This window comes from Psychroserpens sp. Hel_I_66 (assembly GCF_000799465.1).
Classification (GTDB): domain Bacteria; phylum Bacteroidota; class Bacteroidia; order Flavobacteriales; family Flavobacteriaceae; genus Psychroserpens.
Genome location: NZ_JUGU01000001.1, coordinates 329,468 through 349,729, shown reverse-complemented (window position 1 = coordinate 349,729; position 20,262 = coordinate 329,468). Strand labels below are relative to the sequence as shown.

Annotated in this window: 23 protein-coding genes; 14 read left to right on the top strand and 9 right to left on the bottom strand. The window is 31.8% G+C overall.

Annotated elements, in window-relative coordinates:
- Nucleotides 1–10: 10 nt before the first annotated feature.
- From GQ40_RS01660 to typA, 7 genes are all read right to left on the bottom strand, one after another.
- Nucleotides 11–1,309 (bottom strand): O-antigen translocase, encoded by a 1,299-nt coding sequence (locus GQ40_RS01660; RefSeq protein ID WP_231565531.1) that lies wholly within the window; start codon nucleotides 1,307–1,309, stop codon nucleotides 11–13.
- 9 nt (nucleotides 1,310–1,318) lie between these two features.
- Nucleotides 1,319–2,422, bottom strand: coding sequence for a DegT/DnrJ/EryC1/StrS family aminotransferase (locus tag GQ40_RS01655; RefSeq protein WP_047545159.1), 1,104 nt, complete (start codon nucleotides 2,420–2,422; stop codon nucleotides 1,319–1,321).
- Entirely contained in the window at nucleotides 2,419–3,291 is an 873-nt protein-coding gene (locus tag GQ40_RS01650; RefSeq protein WP_231565530.1) for a GNAT family N-acetyltransferase, read from the bottom strand. The genes GQ40_RS01655 and GQ40_RS01650 overlap by 4 nt, the downstream gene beginning before the upstream one ends.
- Before the next feature lie 202 nt (nucleotides 3,292–3,493).
- On the bottom strand, nucleotides 3,494–4,972 hold the full coding sequence (locus GQ40_RS01645) for a sulfatase-like hydrolase/transferase (protein ID WP_047545155.1): 1,479 nt from the start codon (nucleotides 4,970–4,972) through the stop codon (nucleotides 3,494–3,496).
- On the bottom strand, nucleotides 4,969–6,354 hold the full coding sequence (locus GQ40_RS01640; protein WP_047545154.1) for a hypothetical protein: 1,386 nt from the start codon (nucleotides 6,352–6,354) through the stop codon (nucleotides 4,969–4,971). Before GQ40_RS01640 ends, GQ40_RS01645 begins: the two co-directional genes overlap by 4 nt.
- Nucleotides 6,338–6,553: a hypothetical protein gene (locus tag GQ40_RS01635; RefSeq protein WP_231565529.1), complete on the bottom strand. Its 216-nt coding sequence runs from the start codon at nucleotides 6,551–6,553 to the stop codon at nucleotides 6,338–6,340. The genes GQ40_RS01640 and GQ40_RS01635 overlap by 17 nt, the downstream gene beginning before the upstream one ends.
- 85 nt (nucleotides 6,554–6,638) lie before the next feature.
- Nucleotides 6,639–8,438, bottom strand: coding sequence for a translational GTPase TypA (typA, locus tag GQ40_RS01630; protein WP_047545153.1), 1,800 nt, complete (start codon nucleotides 8,436–8,438; stop codon nucleotides 6,639–6,641).
- Between the two features lie 279 nt (nucleotides 8,439–8,717).
- Here typA and GQ40_RS01625 point away from each other — a divergent pair, with 279 nt between their 5' ends.
- The 3 genes from GQ40_RS01625 (at nucleotide 8,718) to GQ40_RS01615 (ending at nucleotide 10,510) form a co-directional block, all read left to right on the top strand.
- Nucleotides 8,718–9,077: a hypothetical protein gene (locus GQ40_RS01625; RefSeq protein WP_047545152.1), complete on the top strand. Its 360-nt coding sequence runs from the start codon at nucleotides 8,718–8,720 to the stop codon at nucleotides 9,075–9,077.
- Between the two features lie 38 nt (nucleotides 9,078–9,115).
- Complete coding sequence (gene kdsA / locus GQ40_RS01620) at nucleotides 9,116–9,937, top strand: 3-deoxy-8-phosphooctulonate synthase (RefSeq protein ID WP_047545150.1); 822 nt, start codon at nucleotides 9,116–9,118, stop codon at nucleotides 9,935–9,937.
- Between the two features lie 99 nt (nucleotides 9,938–10,036).
- Nucleotides 10,037–10,510, top strand: a complete 474-nt coding sequence (locus tag GQ40_RS01615) for a GNAT family N-acetyltransferase (protein ID WP_052184109.1) — start codon at nucleotides 10,037–10,039, stop codon at nucleotides 10,508–10,510.
- A gap of 76 nt (nucleotides 10,511–10,586) precedes the next feature.
- Here GQ40_RS01615 and GQ40_RS01610 read toward each other — a convergent pair whose 3' ends face one another.
- Nucleotides 10,587–10,946 (bottom strand): DUF1801 domain-containing protein, encoded by a 360-nt coding sequence (locus GQ40_RS01610; protein ID WP_047545149.1) that lies wholly within the window; start codon nucleotides 10,944–10,946, stop codon nucleotides 10,587–10,589.
- A 30-nt stretch (nucleotides 10,947–10,976) separates the two neighbouring features.
- Between GQ40_RS01610 and GQ40_RS01605 the strand changes: the two genes are divergently transcribed.
- The 11 genes from GQ40_RS01605 to GQ40_RS01550 all read left to right on the top strand — a co-directional run bounded on the left by GQ40_RS01605 (nucleotide 10,977) and on the right by GQ40_RS01550 (nucleotide 19,043).
- On the top strand, nucleotides 10,977–11,954 hold the full coding sequence (locus GQ40_RS01605; protein WP_047545148.1) for a transglutaminase domain-containing protein: 978 nt from the start codon (nucleotides 10,977–10,979) through the stop codon (nucleotides 11,952–11,954).
- 62 nt (nucleotides 11,955–12,016) lie between these two features.
- Nucleotides 12,017–12,643: a hypothetical protein gene (locus GQ40_RS01600; RefSeq protein WP_047545147.1), complete on the top strand. Its 627-nt coding sequence runs from the start codon at nucleotides 12,017–12,019 to the stop codon at nucleotides 12,641–12,643.
- A gap of 295 nt (nucleotides 12,644–12,938) precedes the next feature.
- Nucleotides 12,939–13,232, top strand: coding sequence for a winged helix-turn-helix domain-containing protein (locus GQ40_RS01590; RefSeq protein WP_047545144.1), 294 nt, complete (start codon nucleotides 12,939–12,941; stop codon nucleotides 13,230–13,232).
- 62 nt (nucleotides 13,233–13,294) lie between these two features.
- Nucleotides 13,295–14,059, top strand: coding sequence for an oxygenase MpaB family protein (locus tag GQ40_RS01585; protein WP_047545143.1), 765 nt, complete (start codon nucleotides 13,295–13,297; stop codon nucleotides 14,057–14,059).
- Between the two features lie 55 nt (nucleotides 14,060–14,114).
- Complete coding sequence (locus tag GQ40_RS01580) at nucleotides 14,115–15,512, top strand: DUF4173 domain-containing protein (protein ID WP_047545142.1); 1,398 nt, start codon at nucleotides 14,115–14,117, stop codon at nucleotides 15,510–15,512.
- Complete coding sequence (locus GQ40_RS01575) at nucleotides 15,487–15,888, top strand: hypothetical protein (protein ID WP_156115496.1); 402 nt, start codon at nucleotides 15,487–15,489, stop codon at nucleotides 15,886–15,888. Before GQ40_RS01580 ends, GQ40_RS01575 begins: the two co-directional genes overlap by 26 nt.
- Nucleotides 15,885–16,382 carry a Coq4 family protein gene (locus GQ40_RS01570; protein ID WP_047545139.1) on the top strand — a complete coding sequence of 166 codons (498 nt, stop codon included), beginning with the start codon at nucleotides 15,885–15,887 and terminating at the stop codon, nucleotides 16,380–16,382. Before GQ40_RS01575 ends, GQ40_RS01570 begins: the two co-directional genes overlap by 4 nt.
- 277 nt (nucleotides 16,383–16,659) lie before the next feature.
- Complete coding sequence (locus GQ40_RS01565) at nucleotides 16,660–17,307, top strand: vancomycin high temperature exclusion protein (RefSeq protein WP_047545138.1); 648 nt, start codon at nucleotides 16,660–16,662, stop codon at nucleotides 17,305–17,307.
- Nucleotides 17,304–17,687: a DUF2809 domain-containing protein gene (locus GQ40_RS01560; RefSeq protein WP_047545137.1), complete on the top strand. Its 384-nt coding sequence runs from the start codon at nucleotides 17,304–17,306 to the stop codon at nucleotides 17,685–17,687. Before GQ40_RS01565 ends, GQ40_RS01560 begins: the two co-directional genes overlap by 4 nt.
- A complete protein-coding gene (locus GQ40_RS01555; RefSeq protein ID WP_047545136.1) occupies nucleotides 17,675–18,331 on the top strand; it encodes a DUF1361 domain-containing protein in 657 nt (218 codons plus the stop codon). The genes GQ40_RS01560 and GQ40_RS01555 overlap by 13 nt, the downstream gene beginning before the upstream one ends.
- A 4-nt stretch (nucleotides 18,332–18,335) precedes the next feature.
- Nucleotides 18,336–19,043: a hypothetical protein gene (locus tag GQ40_RS01550; protein WP_047545134.1), complete on the top strand. Its 708-nt coding sequence runs from the start codon at nucleotides 18,336–18,338 to the stop codon at nucleotides 19,041–19,043.
- Here the strand turns inward: GQ40_RS01550 and GQ40_RS01545 are convergent, their stop codons facing one another.
- On the bottom strand, nucleotides 19,044–20,249 hold the full coding sequence (locus GQ40_RS01545) for an NAD(P)-dependent oxidoreductase (RefSeq protein WP_047545133.1): 1,206 nt from the start codon (nucleotides 20,247–20,249) through the stop codon (nucleotides 19,044–19,046).
- Nucleotides 20,250–20,262 lie beyond the last annotated feature (13 nt).

Below are 20,262 nucleotides of genomic sequence, written 5' to 3'. Positions count from 1 at the left end.
TGTGACCATTTTATGTCCTAGTAGAATCTTCTGGAATTATTCCAAAAAGCGATGTTCCAAAAATAAGCAACACAATTCCATAATGCATTACATAACTTAAAAAATGTCCTATTACCGCTCCTTTCACTCCAAAAATATCAATAAGATAAATACTGGATACATAAAGTATTATCACTAAAAACACTTCAATAACTATAAAATGAGCAAACATTTTTTTAGCTAAAAACTGATACAATATAACAAGTGACAAAACCTTTACAAAATCACCCAAAAGTTGCCATAAAAAGAGATCTTCAACAGGTATGAATTCTTCGGAAAACACAAGCAGCACCACAAAATGCTTCAAAAGATAGATTATTACCAAGCCTAATCCAAAAATTGGTATTACAGATTTATAAAAACTCAAAATCTCTTTCTTAAAAGCGCTCTTAGTATTTATTTTGCTGAATTTTGGCACAATATACAACGTGATTATAGACGTAATAAACATCAAATAATAACTAGAAATCCTGTTCATGGATTCCCAATAACCAGCCTCATTAATACCAACCTCAACTTTAATATAATTACGAATATATATAGAAACCAAAGGTAAAGCTACAGCTGTGACTAAAGCCATAGCAGCATAAGGCCCAAAAGATTTTAAAATATCAGAACTAATATGATCAATTTTGATATATGTCATTAAATTTCTTCGGTTAATAATCCCAACCAACGTAATTAAAAAAATTAAAGAAGGTGCCAAAACTGCCGAAATTAAAGCACCATCAATATGATGCTTGTAAATCAAAACCAACGTCACCAACAAGCCTAAAATTTGACCTATAATATTGATTATAAGAAGCATTTTAAAATTTCCAAATCCATTCATAATAGCAAAACTCATCATATTCAAAGAATAAAATGGCAATGCCAATGCCATTATTTTAATGACATATGCAAAATCATAGTATGAAGAGAAGAGAAAATCATTGATGGATTGTGCATTGTAATAACATACAAATGCAACTAAAACTGTAGAAAAAAAACAAAAATAATATGCAGTAGATAACGTTTTGCTCAAGTTGATACTATCGTCCTTAAATTTAGCAATTGCTTTTACAGCACCATTATAAAACCCAAGAATAGAAAAAGATTGTATCGCGCTTAAAAAATTCCGAAGGTTGCCAATAAGAGCCATTCCTTCAACACCAATAAATATAGCGATAGCCTTAGATGTTAGAACACCTGCGATAATTCTGGTTAAAATGGTCGCAGAGTTAAGATGCGCAACTTTATACAATACATTTGTGTTAATGTATTTAATCAAGTTTTTCAATTAATATAGGTTTAGGGCATTAATAACTGTTTGCACCTCTGCATTTGTCATAACAGGACTTAACGGTATGCTTATCACGCTGTCATGAATAACTTCGGTAACGGGTAAATATAAAGATTTATATTTTATCAGTGCCTTTTGTTGATGTGGCGCAATAGGATAATGGATCAAATAGCCAATTTTACTGTTCTCTAAATAATCCATAAAATGCGATCTATTTTCTACCCTAACTACAAACACATGAAATACATGATTATCTGTCCCATCATAATAAGGTAACTTAATCTTAGGGTTTTTTATAGACTCAAGGTATAGATTTGCAATAGCTCGCCTCCTATCGTTCTGCTCATCTAAAAATTTTAGCTTTATATTCAAAAAAGTAGCCTGTAGTTCATCCAACCTACTATTGAAACCCAGTTTCTCGTTGACATATTTTTTAGAACTGCCATAATTGTGCAATAATTTTATGCAATGTGCCAGCTCATCATCATTTGTGGTAACTGCTCCAGCATCACCAAGCGCGCCCAAATTTTTAGTAGGATAAAAACTAAACCCAGCAGCATCGCTCAAATTACCAGCCTTTTTTCCTTCGGAAATTGAAAATGCTCCATGAGCTTGGGCTGCATCCTCAATTACCAAAAGTGCATTTTGTTTTGCAATGGCATTGATTTCGGTCATATTAGCTAGTTGTCCATATAAATGAACGACCAATATGGCTTTAACGGAAGGTTTGATGTGTTTTAAAATTTCCGAAGGAGATATATTAAAAGTGTTCTCGTCTGGTTCAATAAAAATTGGTATCAACCCAGCATTTATGACTGATAAAATGGAGGCTATATACGTATTTGCAGGTACTAATACTTCGTCTCCAACATTCAATTTACCTAGTTCAATATAAGCTTTGAAAATCAACGTCAATGCGTCCAGACCATTAGCAACTCCAATACAATGTTTGGTGCCACAGTAATCTGCAAAAGACTTTTCAAATTGCTCTACCTGTGTTCCTTTTATGTAATAACCTTTTTTTAAAAATGATTTAAACTGAGAAGAAAATTCATCTTCAAATCTTGCGTTTAGCTTATTTAAATTTAGAAATTCAATCATATCATAACATCGTCTAGAAGTTTATAGTTTTCGGTTTTTAAACTGTAAAAATCTTGGGTTATTGTTCGTGCGCCAAAACCTTCTTTCCAATATTGAAGACCACTATTAACCTGTTTGCCATTGTTTTCGTTAGAAATTCCGAAGTCAAAATAATTTTTATCCTTAAATATTGTATCGATTAGATGAATATGTAAAAAATCCAAACTCCCCAAACTATTTTTTTCTGTATTACCAGAGATGTATTGGGAATGCGCAACATGAGGAGTTTCAAAAATTGTCGTTCCAGCCACGATTTTATTTTGATAATAAACATTAAACTGTCTAATATTATTAGGAAACATTTTTTTTAATTTTATAATCTCCTCCAAAGAATGTACAGGATGGGTTTGATGTTTTTTTTGCAAATTTTTAATTAGAATATCATTCCAAAACTCATCAAAACTCTTAACTTCTTTAACAATTAAATTATTTTTGACACCTCGTTTATAACCATTTATTCTATCTTTTGATCGTTTCGGCTGGCTTTTTAAATTTAAAACCGATAGTGCATCTCTTCTAATCAAATTAGCGTTTGTAAGAAACATTAAATATGATAGCTCATCACTAGGTTGAACATTATAGATCGTAGGTAATATTTTAAACTCTACAGTCTTAACAGAGTTTAAATAAAGAAAATTTAATATAGATTTTAAAACTTTTAATACATTTTTAAATTTCAAATTAGAATCTAATATTAAACCTCCGTAACTTAATCCTTTATGAGAGAAAACAGTATTCCCTAATCTATTAGCTGGCAATAAAGCTACTAATTTTTCACCTTTATAAACCATCAATGAAAAATCTTCAAAGCGGTCTTGGTGATAGTCCATAAAGTCTCTCAAAAACAAAAACGTAGAGTTCTTAGATTGCTTTACGAAAGCATCCCAATATATTTTATTTTCAGGTATATATTTTTTTACTTTGATTTTAGAAGTAGCTTTAAAGTTTTTAAATTAAATACATTAAAGATAGTATAATATAAAGATGGATTTATATTCCAATCACTATCTTAAATTTTAAACAGTTTGAAAACTATTTATCCATTTTTTCATGTGTTATATTTCTATTGTCATCAATACACTTATAGTAATTAAATTTACCGTCTTCCCTTAAAGGTATATAACTTTCATTTTTTTCTTTATTTTTTAATAAAATTCCCTCTTCACTTAAATTATAAAATATAGATCTAAATAAATTTACATTAGATCGAAATTCTAAATTATTTGTTTTTATGTCCCTAGGCCACTTAATACTTAGAATACTACTAAAACAAGATAAAGTTTCTATTGGGCTCATTTCCCTTTCTATAGCTTCCATAGTGTAATCAAAACCAACATATCCACCATGGTCTGCAACAATTATTACTAAAGCTTCACTATCATAATCCTCAATTGTCTCTATCAAACCAGTAAGCCAATCATTTGCCTCTTGCAAACGGTTAGCGTAACGTTCTCTTTCTTTTAATGCCCCTAACGAACTTGCTTTGCTATGTCTAATGTGTGATGGAATGGTTTTTTCAATAAAGAAGAAATTTCGTGAAGATGAAATTGTATCCAATACATTACCTAAATCAATTTCAATATTTACATTAACTTTTCCAGTATGAACAAATGGCAATTGATATGGTTTTACATTAATAAAATCAAAATTAGAAATCTTTCTATCAATTAAAAAAAAAGAATTATCTGTCATCAAATGAGAGGAATAGCCATTATTCTTTAATATATTTAAGACGTTGTTATACTTACCCACAATAGCTTCATTAGCATTAAAGGTTTTCCCTGTTTTACTAAAAGTATTGGAATAATAATGATGCTTCATTGCAAACATAGAAGCATTTGACGTCATTGTAGAATAATAATTACTTCGGAAATTCTCAAAATCCATAAACCCTTTTTTTTCTAGATAATTATAGAAGTATTCATTATCCAATTCATAAGGTTTACTATTTATTTCAGATCGATTAACATATCCATCTGGCTGAATGACAAATATATTGGGTGTCTTTTGTAATTTAATTTTCAAAATATCATCTTCTAAAATAGCCCAATCTTTATTATTTTGCTGAAAGGCAAATATCATCACAGGAACCAAAGTAAATGCACTTACTAATGATATTATTAATTGGGAAACAACTATTTTTTTTATATGCTTATAGAGAATCAATCCTAATATAAAAGATAACACAATAACTAAAACAGTTACTTTTTTTTTATAATTGAAAACCAAGAACCCAATAAGGACTAAGAAAATAGTAATATTTAAAATCGCCAATCTTTGGGATTCAAATCTTTCTAAAAACTTTAACTTAAAAATGAACTTACTAAGTTTTAATAAAATAATAGGGATTACAAAACATAATCCAAGCATAAAAACCAATTGCTGCCAAGAATTAGAAATATGAAGATTACTATTAAAATAATGCAAAAAAGGATATAACCCAGCAGCAAATATTGTTAAGTATTTGTAGTCTGTATTTGACTCTACAAATGTTCTAATTTTAGATATCAATTTTTTTTATTTTTATAAAAATACATCACACGATCAGAATTATCAATCGCCAACTTCTCTATAAATTCAAAATATTTTGAGTAGTTAGCTTCAAAATTTCCAATATTATAAAAATCAAAATGAGCTTTGAACTCCCCTTTGGTTTTTAATAATCTTTTTACCCATGAGTCATTTCTCTTCGGAAATTCTATAATCAAATATTTAGAGAAGGATGAAAAAAATTCCGCAGACATCTCAAAAGGAATATTACCGCTTAGCGTCATATGGTGAATAACTGCCAATGCCATTGTGGCATCTGGAGCATAGTTTTTAATTCGTTTTAGAAACGAATCTCTCTCTGTGTTATTAAACCCTATGTTTGCTGAAGGATTTAAGATATCAAAAACAAAAGGCAACATAAAAGTCTCCTTGTTTGTCTTGACGTATTTATGGTTGGCATCAACAGCATTATAATCTATATCACAAACCAATGCCTCTTTTAATTCTTGATTTATTTTCCTGACAAAAGTACCATCGTTACCTCCAATATCAATAACCGTTTTAGCTTTTAATTGATTGATCCAGTTATCTATAATCGTTGCCTTTTGGTCAAAAGCATCATTGGCGTAATTGGTTTTGTCATAATAATCACCCCATTCACTAGACCTTTCTAATGACATCTTTTTTATAAAATCATAAAGTCCCTTTATGATATTTAATTGTGCCTTTTTAGATAAATTACTAGATCTTGATTCTCCCTTATAATCTTCATTATGTTTGTCCTCAAATTTAGCAAGTAAGTGTATGTTAGAATACAAAAAAGGGTGTATTCTAGTTTTAAATGGCAACATAGATGACACCATTTTAATTGGCACACCATCAATGAAACTGTTCATTAATTTTAAAGATTCTAACCCGTTGTATTTTGCCAACAGTAATGGTCCAAAAAAATGAGAAATAAACTGTTTATAGGCTCTCCAGGGCGAGTTTTCAGTATAAAAATCAAATGATAAAGTATCAATAAATATCATTTTCCCTTTCTGAAATGTAACATTAAATGCAGATGCGTCTTTTAAAGAAAAACCGTTCTCAAGCGCAAACTTTTGAATTTTCAATGTCAGTAAAGCTGCTTCCTTATATTGGTTAAAACTCCATTCATAAGGATAATTGATAAATGAAATTTGCTCGGGCTGTATAATAATTTCCTCTTCGGAAGCAAGTAGCTCCTCATGAGGAATTAACAATCCAGCATTTTGGAGTTTCTTAAAAAACCCTGTTGATTTAAGTAAATTATATTGTTCAAAGTATAGTGGAGAGATAGACCTTTTTATAATGTCATTATTAACAAATACAAAACCTGAAGGATCTCTAAAGGATGAGGAATGTCTATTTTGTGATGTCACTTTTTGATTTGCTTTCTAGATCAGAATCCTTAACATCAATATCATCAAATACATCATCCTCCTGTTTAGCAATCCCTAAAAACGTCTTTATCTTAAACATTAAGTTTTTAGAAAACAAAATTACACCAGCTACTGCAGCAACAATGGCTTGAATAATCATTGCACCTAAACCTGGATCAAAATAGAGGAAATGTATCATTTGATAATTTTTGTAAATATAGAAAACTAAAAACAAAAAAGGAACCCAAATATGGATTCCTGTATTATAATAAATTTAAAATATTCTACATACTCTTGTTACGCTTACGCTCAACTTCAGTAAGGTATATTTTACGTAATCTTAAGTGGTTTGGTGTCACCTCAACGTATTCATCTTTTTGGATGTATTCAAGCGCTTCTTCCAAAGAAAATTTAATTGCTGGTACAATCTTAGCCTTATCATCTGCTCCAGAACTACGTACGTTACTTAACTTTTTAGTTTTTGTGACGTTAACAGCCATATCATCACCACGAGAATTCTCTCCAATAACCTGACCTTCATAAATATCTTCTCCTGGATCAACAAAGAACTTACCTCTATCCTGTAGTTTATCAATAGAGTAAGGGATTGCCTGACCTTTTTCCATAGAAACCAAAGACCCATTTTGACGTTCTGGAATTCCACCTTTTAATGGTTGGTATTCTTTAAAACGGTGCGCCATAATCGCCTCACCTGCAGTTGCAGTCAATAATTGGTTACGTAAGCCAATGATACCACGTGATGGCACCATGAATTGACAAACCATACGTTCACCTTTTGCTTCCATACTCAACATTTCACCTTTACGCATGGTCACCATTTCTATAGCTTTACCAGATACATGCTCTGGTAAATCAATCGTCATTTCTTCAATTGGCTCACATTTTACACCATCAATTTCTTTAATGATTACTTGTGGCTGACCAATTTGCATTTCATAACCTTCACGACGCATCGTTTCTATCAAAACCGATAAGTGCAATACACCACGACCAAAAACCATAAATTTATCTGCACTATCAGTCTCTTCAACTCTTAATGCTAAATTCTTCTCTAATTCTTTGGTCAACCTGTCTTTAATATGACGAGAGGTTACGAATTTTCCATCTTTTCCGAAGAAAGGAGAATCATTGATCGTAAATAACATACTCATCGTTGGCTCATCAATAGCGATGGTCTTAAGACCTTCTGGATTTTCCCAATCGGCAACAGTATCACCAATTTCAAAACCTTCTAATCCAACAATGGCACAAATATCTCCTGTTTGAACTTCTTCTACCTTTAAACGACCTAAGCCCTCAAAAATATGAAGTTCCTTAATTTTAGATTTTACAACTTTCTTATCACGTTTTACCAATGATATATTTTGACCAACCTTTAACTCTCCACGCGTTAAACGACCAATCGCAATACGACCTGTAAACGAAGAGAAATCTAAGGATGTGATTAACATTTGAGTTGTTCCTTCCTCGATTTTTGGTGCAGGTATATGCTCAATCACCATATCTAAAAGTGGCTCAATGTTTTCAGTTTCATTTTTCCAGTCATCACTCATCCAGTTGTTCTTTGCAGAACCATAAACTGTTGGAAAATCCAACTGCCACTCCTCTGCTCCAAGCTCAAACATTAAGTCAAATACTTTTTCATGGACTTCTTCTGGTGTACAGTTTTCCTTATCCACTTTATTGATTACCACACAAGGTTTTAATCCTAAATCAATCGCTTTTTGCAATACAAAACGAGTTTGTGGCATTGGGCCTTCAAAAGCATCCACTAATAACAAAACACCATCTGCCATGTTTAAAACGCGCTCTACTTCACCACCAAAATCGGCGTGACCAGGTGTGTCAATGATATTGATTTTTGTGTCTTTGTAAATTACAGATACGTTTTTTGATGTAATCGTAATTCCTCTTTCACGTTCTAAATCATTATTATCAAGTATTAAATCCCCTGTATTCTCGTTCTCACGAAATAACTGACAGTGATACATGATTTTATCAACCAGAGTAGTCTTACCGTGATCGACGTGTGCAATAATTGCAATGTTTTTAATATTAGCCATAATAGACGCCTTGTTTTAAGCGTGCAAAGGTACGTTATTTTCCGTATAAAAACTTAAACTTATTTATAAATTAAATTCACGTTTTTTTTATCTTCTTCTGAAAGTTGCCAAACCTCCCATTTTCAGGTTAACGTATTGATAATTAATATTTTTCAAGTTGAAATCTTGAAGTGTTAAATTTTCCGAAGCAATCGTTAATTAAATGTTATACACTGTAATTAATATAATTTGGGATTGTATCTTTCGTTTTAGAATTTCATAACGGTTAATAGCAAACTAATGGAAACTATCAATAAGTACTCAAAATTTGTACCTTACCTCTATTTCTTGGCGGTAATTGTATACTGGTTTACAGAAGTAAACCAAAGCAACGGTATCACTGCATATCCAATATTATTATTTGGAATCCCATTTATTTGGCAAATAGTCAAGCCTAATCGAAAGTTGAACTTTACGTTAGGTATTACTTTTGTTTGTCTATCCTCTTATATTATAGTCGCTTATCTATCTGATGTACTCAACATCGTCAACCTATCAAACCAAACCAAACAATTTATGGTTTATGGAGGCTTTTTTGTAGTTGCTAATCTAATTATGGCGTTATGGATGATTAAAAATAGTCTTAATAAAAGCTTTTAATATGTATCTTTGCTGCTGAAATTTGAAACCAAAAGCAAATGCAATTACGAGACGTCCCTAAACTGAAACACACCAATTCCAACAATTTCTTTCTACTTTGTGGCCCATGCGCTATTGAGGGTGAGGATATGGCTTTGAGAATTGCAGAAAAAGTATTGTCTATTACAGATAAGTTGCAAATTCCCTATGTTTTCAAAGGGAGCTTTAAAAAAGCCAACCGAAGTAGAATTGATAGTTTTACAGGTATTGGTGATGAGAAGGCTTTAAAAATTCTACAAAAGGTCTCGCAAACTTTTGACATCCCAACTGTGACCGATATACATGAAGTATCAGACGCAAATAAAGCTGCAGAATATGTTGATGTACTTCAAATCCCTGCATTTTTGGTTAGACAAACAGATTTGGTTGTATCTGCTGCTGAAACTGGAAAGATCGTAAATCTCAAAAAAGGGCAATTTATGAGCCCAGAAGCGATGAAACATGCGGTCCAAAAAGTTAAGGATACTGGCAGTGATAAAGTTTGGATTACAGATCGTGGGACGATGTTTGGCTACCAAGATATGATTGTAGATTTTAGAGGCATTCCAACCATGCGTGATTACGCACCAACTGTTTTAGATGTCACCCACTCCTTACAGCAACCCAACCAAAGTGTGGGTGTTACAGGCGGACGACCAGATATGATTGAAACCATTGCAAGAGCTGGCGTTGTAAATCATGTTGACGGACTTTTTATCGAAACACATTTTGATCCTGCAAATGCCAAAAGTGATGGTGCCAATATGCTACACTTAGATAATCTTGAAAAATTATTAACTAATCTAGTTGCGATTAGAAAGACCGTTAATAGTTTTAAGTAAGCTTTAGATTTCAAATACAGTTTTAAGTATATAAATATTATATTTTTAGTTTCGACTTCAATTTAGTTTTCGACTTTAAATTCAAATTCAATTTCAAACATGATTAAAGACATCGAAATAAGAGAAGCAACATTAGACGATATACCAGAAATCACGTCCATTTTTAGAAACACAATTAGAGCGGTCAACGCAAAGCACTATTCTGAAAAGCAAATAAGAATTTGGTCTTCGGGAGCAGATGATATTGAGGTTTGGGAAGAACGTATCAACAATCTTTATTTTATAGTCGCAGAGTATAAAGATATGATTGTTGGATTTGCACATATTAAAAAAGGCTGTCATTTAGATGGACTTTATGTTCACAAAGATTTCCAAAGACGAACAATAGGCTCTAAATTATTACGAATTGCAGAATCTCAAATAATGGCAGAAGGCTACGAAATTATAAATGCTGATTCCAGTATTTCTTCGGTCGATTTTTTTGATTCCCATTACTTTGAGCAAATCAGAAAACACAAGACATCCTATAAGGGAATGGAGTTTAAGTCATCCATTTTTTCTAAGGAATTGTAAATAACCTCATGGCTAAGTTGCATGTATTTGAGTTGAAATAACCCTTGACTTTTTTCTAAAAACTAAAGACTAAATCTTATTTCAAAAAAGACTTATTCTTATATTTCTCTACTTCTTTGAGGATATTTACAAACAATTGGTCATCAATATCATCTAAGTTCTTATAACGCATAGAGCGAACTTTCTTTCTATTTTCAGAAACCAGAAACTCGCTGTATTTTTTAAGATGTGCCGAATGCCAAAAACCGACATCAACATAATCTTTACTCTGGTTGAGATAGCAAATAGGACGTTTCCCAATATAATAGCAAGGTAATTTCCATTTGTACTCTAAATGAGCATTTGAGAATGTATGCTCAATCAAAATTTGCAAATGCAATAAAATGGATTTGTAAGGTTCTGCTTGATTTAATATGTATGCTTCTGTTGGTTTCAAATGTGAAAAATTTTTGATTAATTTAGCGTAATGAAAATATTTACATTTATTCTTTGCTTATTCTTATCTCTTGAAATAGCATATACTCAGAATTTCGCTTTGGTTGATAAAACTGTCTCAAAATATCCTTCCAAATTTAAATCAATTAAACAATTTTCCAATAGGGTTGACGAGGATTTTAATACAGATTTGGATAAAATTAGAGCAGTATATTTTTGGATTTCCAACAATATCACATATGATTATAAATCTTTGAAAAACAATACTAACGGATATAAAAAGATTAAATCAAAAAGTAAAGATGATTATGAAATTCGTTTTTTAAATATGCAGAAAAAGTATGCTGAGCGTGCGCTAAAAAGAAAATTGGCTGTTTGTGAAGGCTATTCTCAGCTATTAAAATTCACACTTATTGAATTAGATATTGAAACAGAAGTTATTACTGGATTCGCTAAATCAAAAGCATATGAAATAGGAAGAATAACAAATAGAACTAACCATGCGTGGAATGCAGTTAAAATCAATGATACTTGGAAATTAATTGATGCGACATGGTCAGCTGGAAAAGAAGAAAGGTCCGATAGAGAATATGATTTTACAGATATCTTTTTTTTGATTAAGCCCGAAAAATTGATTTTGACACACTTGCCAAAAGATGAAAAATGGCAACTATTAGAAAAACCTATTTCTAAAGCTAATTATTTTTTTAAACCACTTTTTTATGAAGCATATCATAAATCAGGATTAAAATTAAGTCAAGATCAGCTTGGTCTAATAAAATTAGAAAATAATGATTTTATAGAAATTAAATTTGATTCAATTAATAAAATAGATGATAATTATTATTATTCATTCTTAGGTAGTAATTCTTCAAAAAGATTATTTTTTAAAGAGAAAGACGGGAAATTCGTTACTAAAATCCCTGTAAAATCAAATCGTAAAACTGTTTTAGCAATTCACAACCACTTTTATACAGTTTTAGAATTCATGATTATTAATCAAAATTAACTAAAATTTAATTCAAAATATTCAATTATTTTTATTTACTTTGTAATTCAAAGTACTTTAAGATGAAATCAAATAATTATCTAAATGACATAAGTGAAATTAAAAACATGATGAATAGATCATCACGTTTTTTATCTATTAGTGGAATCTCAGGAATCCTTGCAGGAATCTATGCACTTATTGGCGCCTATTTTGGTTATACGATTATTTATGAAAATAATCTATTCACAGCAGATGGTTACAGAACCATAATCTTAACTGAAGATAGTCTAGTCAATATATTTATAGTTGCCATGACTGTCGTTGGATTAGCGATTATAACCGGTGTAGTAATGAGTTATGCCAAAGCCAAAAAACAGAATGAAAATGTTTGGGATGCAACATCAAAGCGACTAATCATCAATTTTTTGATTCCGTTAGTGACTGGTGGTTTTTTTATAATGCTTTTAATTGAAAAAAATGTATACGCCTTTGTAGCTCCCTTAACGCTTATTTTTTATGGTTTAGCTTGTGTCAACGCCAGTAAATACACTTTGGGATATATACGCTACTTAGGAATCACTATGATTATAATTGGGCTTTTATCCACTTATTTTTTAGGCTACGGATTGTTATTTTGGGCTTTAGGATTTGGTTTTTGTCATATTATCTACGGAACAATTATGCATTTTAAGTATGACTCAAAATAAAATTATGTTTCCGAAGAAAAGATTAAAAACGTATTCATTTTGGGTTGTAGCCTTATTGACTATTTTTTTTATAAGCATTCAAGTATCAAATCATTTGATTTGGAATTTAAATGATTTTCTCAAAATAGCCTTAGTTTTGATTGGTATTATCGTATCGATTGAAATATCAATTGTTTTTTTCAAGAAAGGGTTCCATAGATTTCTATTTGTCATTTTCGCTATTTTTTTAATTATTGCGATCTGGGCAGAATTACAAGCTAACTTTTTCTCTAATGGTTTTTAAATTAACTGAAATTTGAGCATAATTAATAACATCAACAAAGCATTTGACCACCGTATTAGACTGGGCATCATGTCCATTTTAATGGTCAATGAATATGCAGATTTTAATATGCTGAAAGAACTCTTGGGTGCCACAGATGGAAATTTAGCAAGTCATACAAAAGCTTTGGAAAATGCAGAATACATAAAAGTAGAAAAACAGTTTATAGGCAGAAAGCCAAACACACGTTACTCTACCACTAATCTAGGACGATTAGAATTTAAAAAACATATTGAAGCTCTAGAAAAATTAATCAACAAACAATAAAAACGAATATTAAAAAAATTTAGAAATCTACTTTGAAATTCAAAGTAAAACTTAATAATATCATGGACTATTTTGTAGAAAAAAATTCTATTGTAAGAGAGATCTGGGGAAAGAGCGACACCATTCTTTTGGTATTTGCTGGAGCATCTGCAGAGTTTGCGCTTAGCGTGGCTGTAGATTGGTTGTATTTTACAGGAAAAATCCCAAATGATCCTTTAGGACGCTTATTCTCTACTGTTGCTTATGCGAGAGATATTGTATTTTCTGAAAAAGAAAAAGCACATCAAGCAATTGATCGCATAAACCAGATTCATGGTGCTGTAGAGGAAAAACGTGGAGAGGATATTCCTAATTGGGCTTATCAAGATGTGTTATTCATGCTCATAGATTACTCCATTAGAGCTTATGAAATTTTAGAACGTCCGCTTAAAATAAAGGAGTGTAACGAAGTTTTTGAAGTCTTTCTTGAAGTTGGTAAACGCATGAACATAAAAGATCTACCGCAAACCTATGAGCAATTTAAAAAGGTTAGAAATAAGCACCTAAACACTAATTATTACAACGGAGATTTCACAAAAGATCTTTACAAACAATATCGAAAACATTTAGGTATTGTGCGCTATAATTTACTTATAGAAACCCAGATTATGCTTACACCAAAATCTATAAATCAACTTTTGAATAAACGTCAAACCACTTTAATAAAGCCTCTCATTTCAATTTATAAATTAAGTAGGACTATCTACTTTGACAGCTTTTTAAAAGCTATGGTTTTACCTAATGAATACCAGGCTCAAATAAAATCAATGAACACAGTAACTCAATAAAACTATTTTTTTAACCATTTACTTTGAAATACAAAGTACTTTAAACAAATAAACCATGAAACAAATCACTACCATCATCGCGTCGCTATTATTTAGTATTATTTTTTTTCAGCAAAACGTAGGATTGAACCTGCTCCTATTTACTAGTATCACTATTGCCTTTTTAATTATAAGTGTTCGTCAAAAAGTTCTAAAAAAACGGACTCTTCTCCTGGCTTTTGCATATATCATAAGCGGTGTTTTGGTATTTGTACATAATTCTGGATTATCGATAATTACAAATTGCGCTTTGTTCTTTTCATTGATTGGCTCTATTTCAGAACATAAAACATCTGTTTATGTCAAATGGCTCAATGGGATTTACACCTCAATTGCTGGAACGCTGCAACGAAATTTTGAAACTGATAATGACACAGAAAACGTCAATAAAAAAACAAATATTGACGCTCTCCATCTCACAAAACTCATCGCCATCCCGCTTGTATTTATAACTATTTTCGTTTTGCTTTATAAAAATGGAAATCCGGTATTTAATGATTTAGTTTCAAAAATAAGTTTTGAGTTCATCAACCTTCAATGGATTCTGTTTACCGTTTTAGGTTATTTCCTTTTCAGTAATATTTCAAAGCCTATGGTTGTAGAACCTGCAACAACTCTAGATTTAAAAACTGGCAACGAGTTGTTCAAAACAGAGACGTTTTCCGAAGATAAGTTAAAAAAAGAGAAACAGTTGGGCACAACATTACTTGGTTTGCTCAATGTGCTTTTAGTGTTTTTTATCGTGACAGATATCATGTCTTTGATGACGATGGACACTTCAAAAGCTTCAGAATTATCAGATCTTGTTCACAGCGGGATCAATACCCTAATCGCTTCAATTCTCATTGCAATCGCTATTATTCTCTACTTCTTTCGTGGAAATCTCAATTTTTATTCTGAAAATAGAATTCTTAAACATCTTACTTTTATTTGGATTGCCCTTAACATCATGCTTATTGTTTTAATTGCTATTAAAAACCAGAATTACATCACTTCATTTGGCTTGACCTATAAAAGAATTGGTGTTCATATCTATATATTCTTAACACTTGTTGGTTTGATTACAACACTTTTAAAAGTGCTAAACATTAAAAACTTAGTGTTTCTTTTTAGAAAAAATACGCAAATCGCATTTGCTACTTTAGTCATTCTTAGCACTGTAAATTGGGACAATATCATCACCAATTACAACCTAAGCCAAGCCAGCTCTTATGACATTGGATACCTTATCGATCTTTCAGATCGTAATGCTATTTTACTTCATGATAAAAAAGATGACGTCGAAATCTCTACGCATAACAGAAATAGAATCATAACTAAATATTCTAGACATATCAAAAATTTAGAATCCCAAAACTGGCAGGAACTCACTTTTGAAAAACTAACATTTGATAAAAACCATAATACCTACTAATATGAATCTCCCAAGTAATCTAGCAAAATCGAGCGTTTTGGCTTTCGTGATATTTTGGGTCATCATTGGCTCAAAAGATTATGAGAGCGAGGTGTTGCCTTACGTGATGCTATCTTATATTCCGGTTTTTCTTTGTGTTCTCATCGTGATTATTGGTACTATTTGTCCGTTTTTCTGGTCTGCAAAAAACACTGGTTTTAATAACCAAAACGTATTTAAAACCTGTTTTCCATATTATGCTATCGTAGTTTTTGGTATTTGTGTCTTCGGAATTTCAACATCAGACTTTGACAATATGGCCATTGCGTTTTTTACATCTGTTTTTATAACCACGAGCCAATCCTGGATTTGGTTCGCTAAAGAAAAAACCAAATGAGCGTATTAAGAAAAAAACTGATAGAATGGTTGTTTGAACATTCTCAAAATGTATATACTAAACTTTTCAAAAACCATGAGGCCTGGGGAATTTCTAGAGCAGAGCTACTCTCCTATCCACAATCTAGTTTTGGCAAGCATTTAGGTGAATTTTTAGAGCTAAATAATTTTGAACTCATCGCCAAGGTCGAGCGTCACGATGCCTATCACACACTTACTGGTTATGGCACAAAAGTAGAGGATGAAATTGCTCTACAATGTCTTTGCTTTGGTAATGGCAAACGCAGCATTTACCTCTATGGAGCGATGATTTTGGGTATCATTATTCTGCCAGATTATTACTGTTATTATTATAGATCCTTCAAAATTGGCAAAAACGCCAATCCCTTTCACCATTTTGATTATAAGCAGTTGTTGATCATAAATATGGAAGATTTTAGGCAGGCGATTTTCAGCAAAAAAACAATAAGAGATCTCAATCCGCAAACACAATGAATCAATTAAAATTTTCAAAAATCATATTTTTCATTTTTTTCTCAATAGGTACGGTATTGTTAATCCTACAATTTTGTTTTCGAAATGAGTTTGTAATTGCAATAATGGGACTCTATTATGTATTATTCTCAATAGCAATCAACCTGGTCATCGTTTTAGTTTTTTTGGGATCATTAATTTTTAAAAATGACCTGTCAACAATTTTAAAATCTATTGGGATTATCTCCTTAAATGCACCAATTGCTTACATTTATTTTCTAATTGTAATAGAAACAGTATGATATTAAAAAAATACATCAAGAAACTCCGCATTTTACTATTGTTGGGAATCCTTTTAGTCTGTGGACTTTTATTAATCAATTATTGGATTAGAGAACAGGCCAAAGAAAACATCTATGATGCGGTGACAGAAATTCCTAAAAACAAAGTGGGATTGCTTTTAGGCACTTCAAAGTTTTTAACTAACGGAAACGTTAACCTCTATTACCGTTATCGTATTAAAGCAACTGTAGATCTTTATAAAGCCAATAAAATTGAGTTTGTTTTGATAAGTGGCGATAACGGAAGTAAAAGCTACGATGAACCTACCACTTTCAAAAAAGACCTTATTGCAGAGGGCATTCCGGAGGAAAAGATCTTTTTGGATTATGCAGGTTTTAGAACACTTGATTCCGTAATTAGAGCTAAAGAAATATTTGGGCAGACCTCAATTACGATTATCTCACAAGAGTTCCATAACGAGCGAGCCATTTATTTGGCAAAATACAACGGTGTAAAAGCTGTGGCTTTCAATGCAAAAGATGTACCTGGACGTTATGGTTTAAAAGTTCAGCTTAGAGAATATCTCGCGAGAGCCAAAGCATCTTTGGACGTGCTCTTTAAGGTAAAGCCAAAATTTTTAGGAAAACCAATAGAAATAAAATGACCATAGCATTCAACAAAGCCTTTTTTGCCTCAAGTCTATTACTTTTTTCTACGGAAATCTGCATCGCAGCATTTTTGACCGAAGGATTTATAAGACACACTTTTGGTGATTATTTAGCCACTATGTTGTTGTATTGTGCCATTAGAAGTTTTGTAAAAGCGAAACCCATATATGTTGCATTAGCAGTATTACTATTCTCTTTTGGCATTGAATTTTTACAATTATTTAATCTTTTAGACCATTTAAACCTAAGACATAATAATCTCGCAGTCATTATTTCAGGAAGCACTTTTAGTGTTTCAGACCTTGTAGCGTATAGCTTGGGCACCCTTACCATTTTTTTAATAGATATTAAAACCAAAACCTTATGGAAACTATAAAGACACTCCTTTTTAATAGATTTAAAATCCTGTCATTACTAACCGTTTCAATGGCATTGAGTATTGTACTCTTAATGATTAGAATGAAATTTCACCAGTCGTTTTATCTGCTATTTTTAGTATGGAATTTATTTCTGGCCATCATCCCATTTGCAATCACAACAGGATTAACGAGTTCTGTAAAAACACATAAGATTTCATTTCTTTTTTTCTTCTTGATTTGGCTATTGTTCCTCCCAAATGCACCCTATATTGTCACAGATCTATTGCACCTTCACAATGGCGAGAAACATTTGATGTGGCTCGATGTGCTTGTCATTACCTCATTTGCGTTTAACGGACTTATTTTGTTTTTCCTTTCATTATCAGATATGGAAAAACTTTTAAAACAACACATCAACACAAAACTGATAACTCCAACGCTACTTTCTATTTTTGGACTGACTGCTTTTGGTATTTTCCTCGGAAGATTCTTGCGCTATAATTCTTGGGAGATTATTAATAATCCGTTTGCACTGTTCGCAGATATTTTTGAGATTATTTTCAGTCCAAATATTGAAGCTTGCGTCTTTACATTAACTTTTGGGAGCTTTTTGTCGATTTCTTATTGGATGCTGAAGGCTTTTTCTAATTCTAAACATTAACACCATGAAACATTATATTTTAATACTCATTGCTATTCTTTCGTTGAACGCTTGTAAAAAACGAGATAACAGAAAAGTCATTGAAACTAAGATGACACCTTCCGCAGTAAAAAAAGAAGATAATACTGTTGATATTGCAGATTTACCAATCTATATCGACAGCACAAACTATATCATTCACCCAATTGGTAATTATAAAATTCAGAAATCACGAGCAGAATATTTTAGTGGAGCGGATTATTATTCTGGAGATTATCGTGTTGCCAATTTTAATGGATATAAAATTGCAGGAGATTTATCTAATGTGAAGTTTCAAAAAGTAAATTCAGATGTTTTAAAACCACTTACAAATGAGGTTATTAAGATACATCAAATGTCTTTTCTTTTTATGATTTTTGAAGATACGAAAAATGGCTTTTACGTTTATGATGTTATTGATAAAGATACAAATGCCAACGGAAAATTGGATCAAAAGGATTTAAAGTCGATTTACGTTAGTGATATTGATGGCTCAATTTTTAAAAGAATTTCACCACAATTACAAGATTTAGTGCAATGGAAAGAAATGGTTATAAATAAAAGGCTTTATTTCAAAACTTTAGAAGACACCGATAATAATGGTGAATTTAATAAAAAGGACACCATGCACTATTTCTATTTAGAGCTTAATAAAGCTGATTTTGAGGTTGTGGAGTATTTTCCTATTGACTAATTATTCCCCATCCACATAATCCTGCAAATACTTAAAACGCTCGGTGAGCTTACCTTCCGAAGTTGTGATTTTTGCTCGTTTTAAAATTCCGCGAGCATCGCCATTAAAAAATGCTGGGATGACGTTTTCTAAAAACATATCTCCAAACCCTTCACTGGCATCTTTTGGCAATTCACACGGTAAATTATCTACAGCCATAACTGTAATAGCACCTTTAGCATCAAAAGCAACTTCTTTTTCAGTAAGTGGATCGTAACCATAAAAAGGATCTGCAATGGTTGACGGTTTTATTGTGCTCGCTACAGGACCGTCAATATCACATGAAATGTCTGCCACTAAATTTATTCTAAAATCTGGATGTTTTGCATCCTCTCTTGTGAATAGATAGGGTGCATTATTTCCGTAAAAATGACCAGCTATAAAATAGTCGGTTTCTTTGGCATAAGGCATAAAATTGCTTTCGTAATCACTTGGGTCTTTATAAAACTCCCACTTGTCACCTACTTTTCCATATTTTCGTTTTGCGTATTCCATAACGTCTGCCATGACGTAGACCGGTTCTGTAAATTGAGAGGTGAGGTACAAAGCATCACTAACTTCTTTAATCTCCAAATGATCTAAAATCTCTTTGGCGCCAAGTGCTACTTTGCCTGTACCTGTAAGTAAAATTTTTATGTTTGGTAGTTTTATTTTATCTAATTCTGCCTTAACAGCGTTCAAATCTGCAAGCGTTTCTACTTTTGGTAGTTTGAATAATCCGTCACGCAAACCCAGAGCCCTAAACCCATTGTAAGCCCCAACAAGTCCAGCATATCGACCAAAACCTATCAATCTTGCTCCACTTTGCTTGACAATGGTTTCATGATCGTACATCTCGATTTGCTTATTTAGCATATCAACAAGCAATTCTCTGTTATAAGGTTGTTTTTTTATGGTATGCGAAAAGAAAAAGTATTTTTTCTTCGGAAGCAATGCCTCAACAGGCACTTCTTTAACACCAATCATTACATCACAATCTGAAACATCATCTGTTACCGTGAATCCTTTTTCACGATAGGCATCGTCAGAGAACACACGAATGTCTGATGATTCAACCACAAATTGAGCTTCTGGAAATTGAAGTTGTGCCTCTGCCAGTTTTTCGGGTGAGAATACCACACGTCTATCTGGTGGGTTTTTGCGTTCTTTGATAATGGCAAATTTCATTGAAAATTTATTT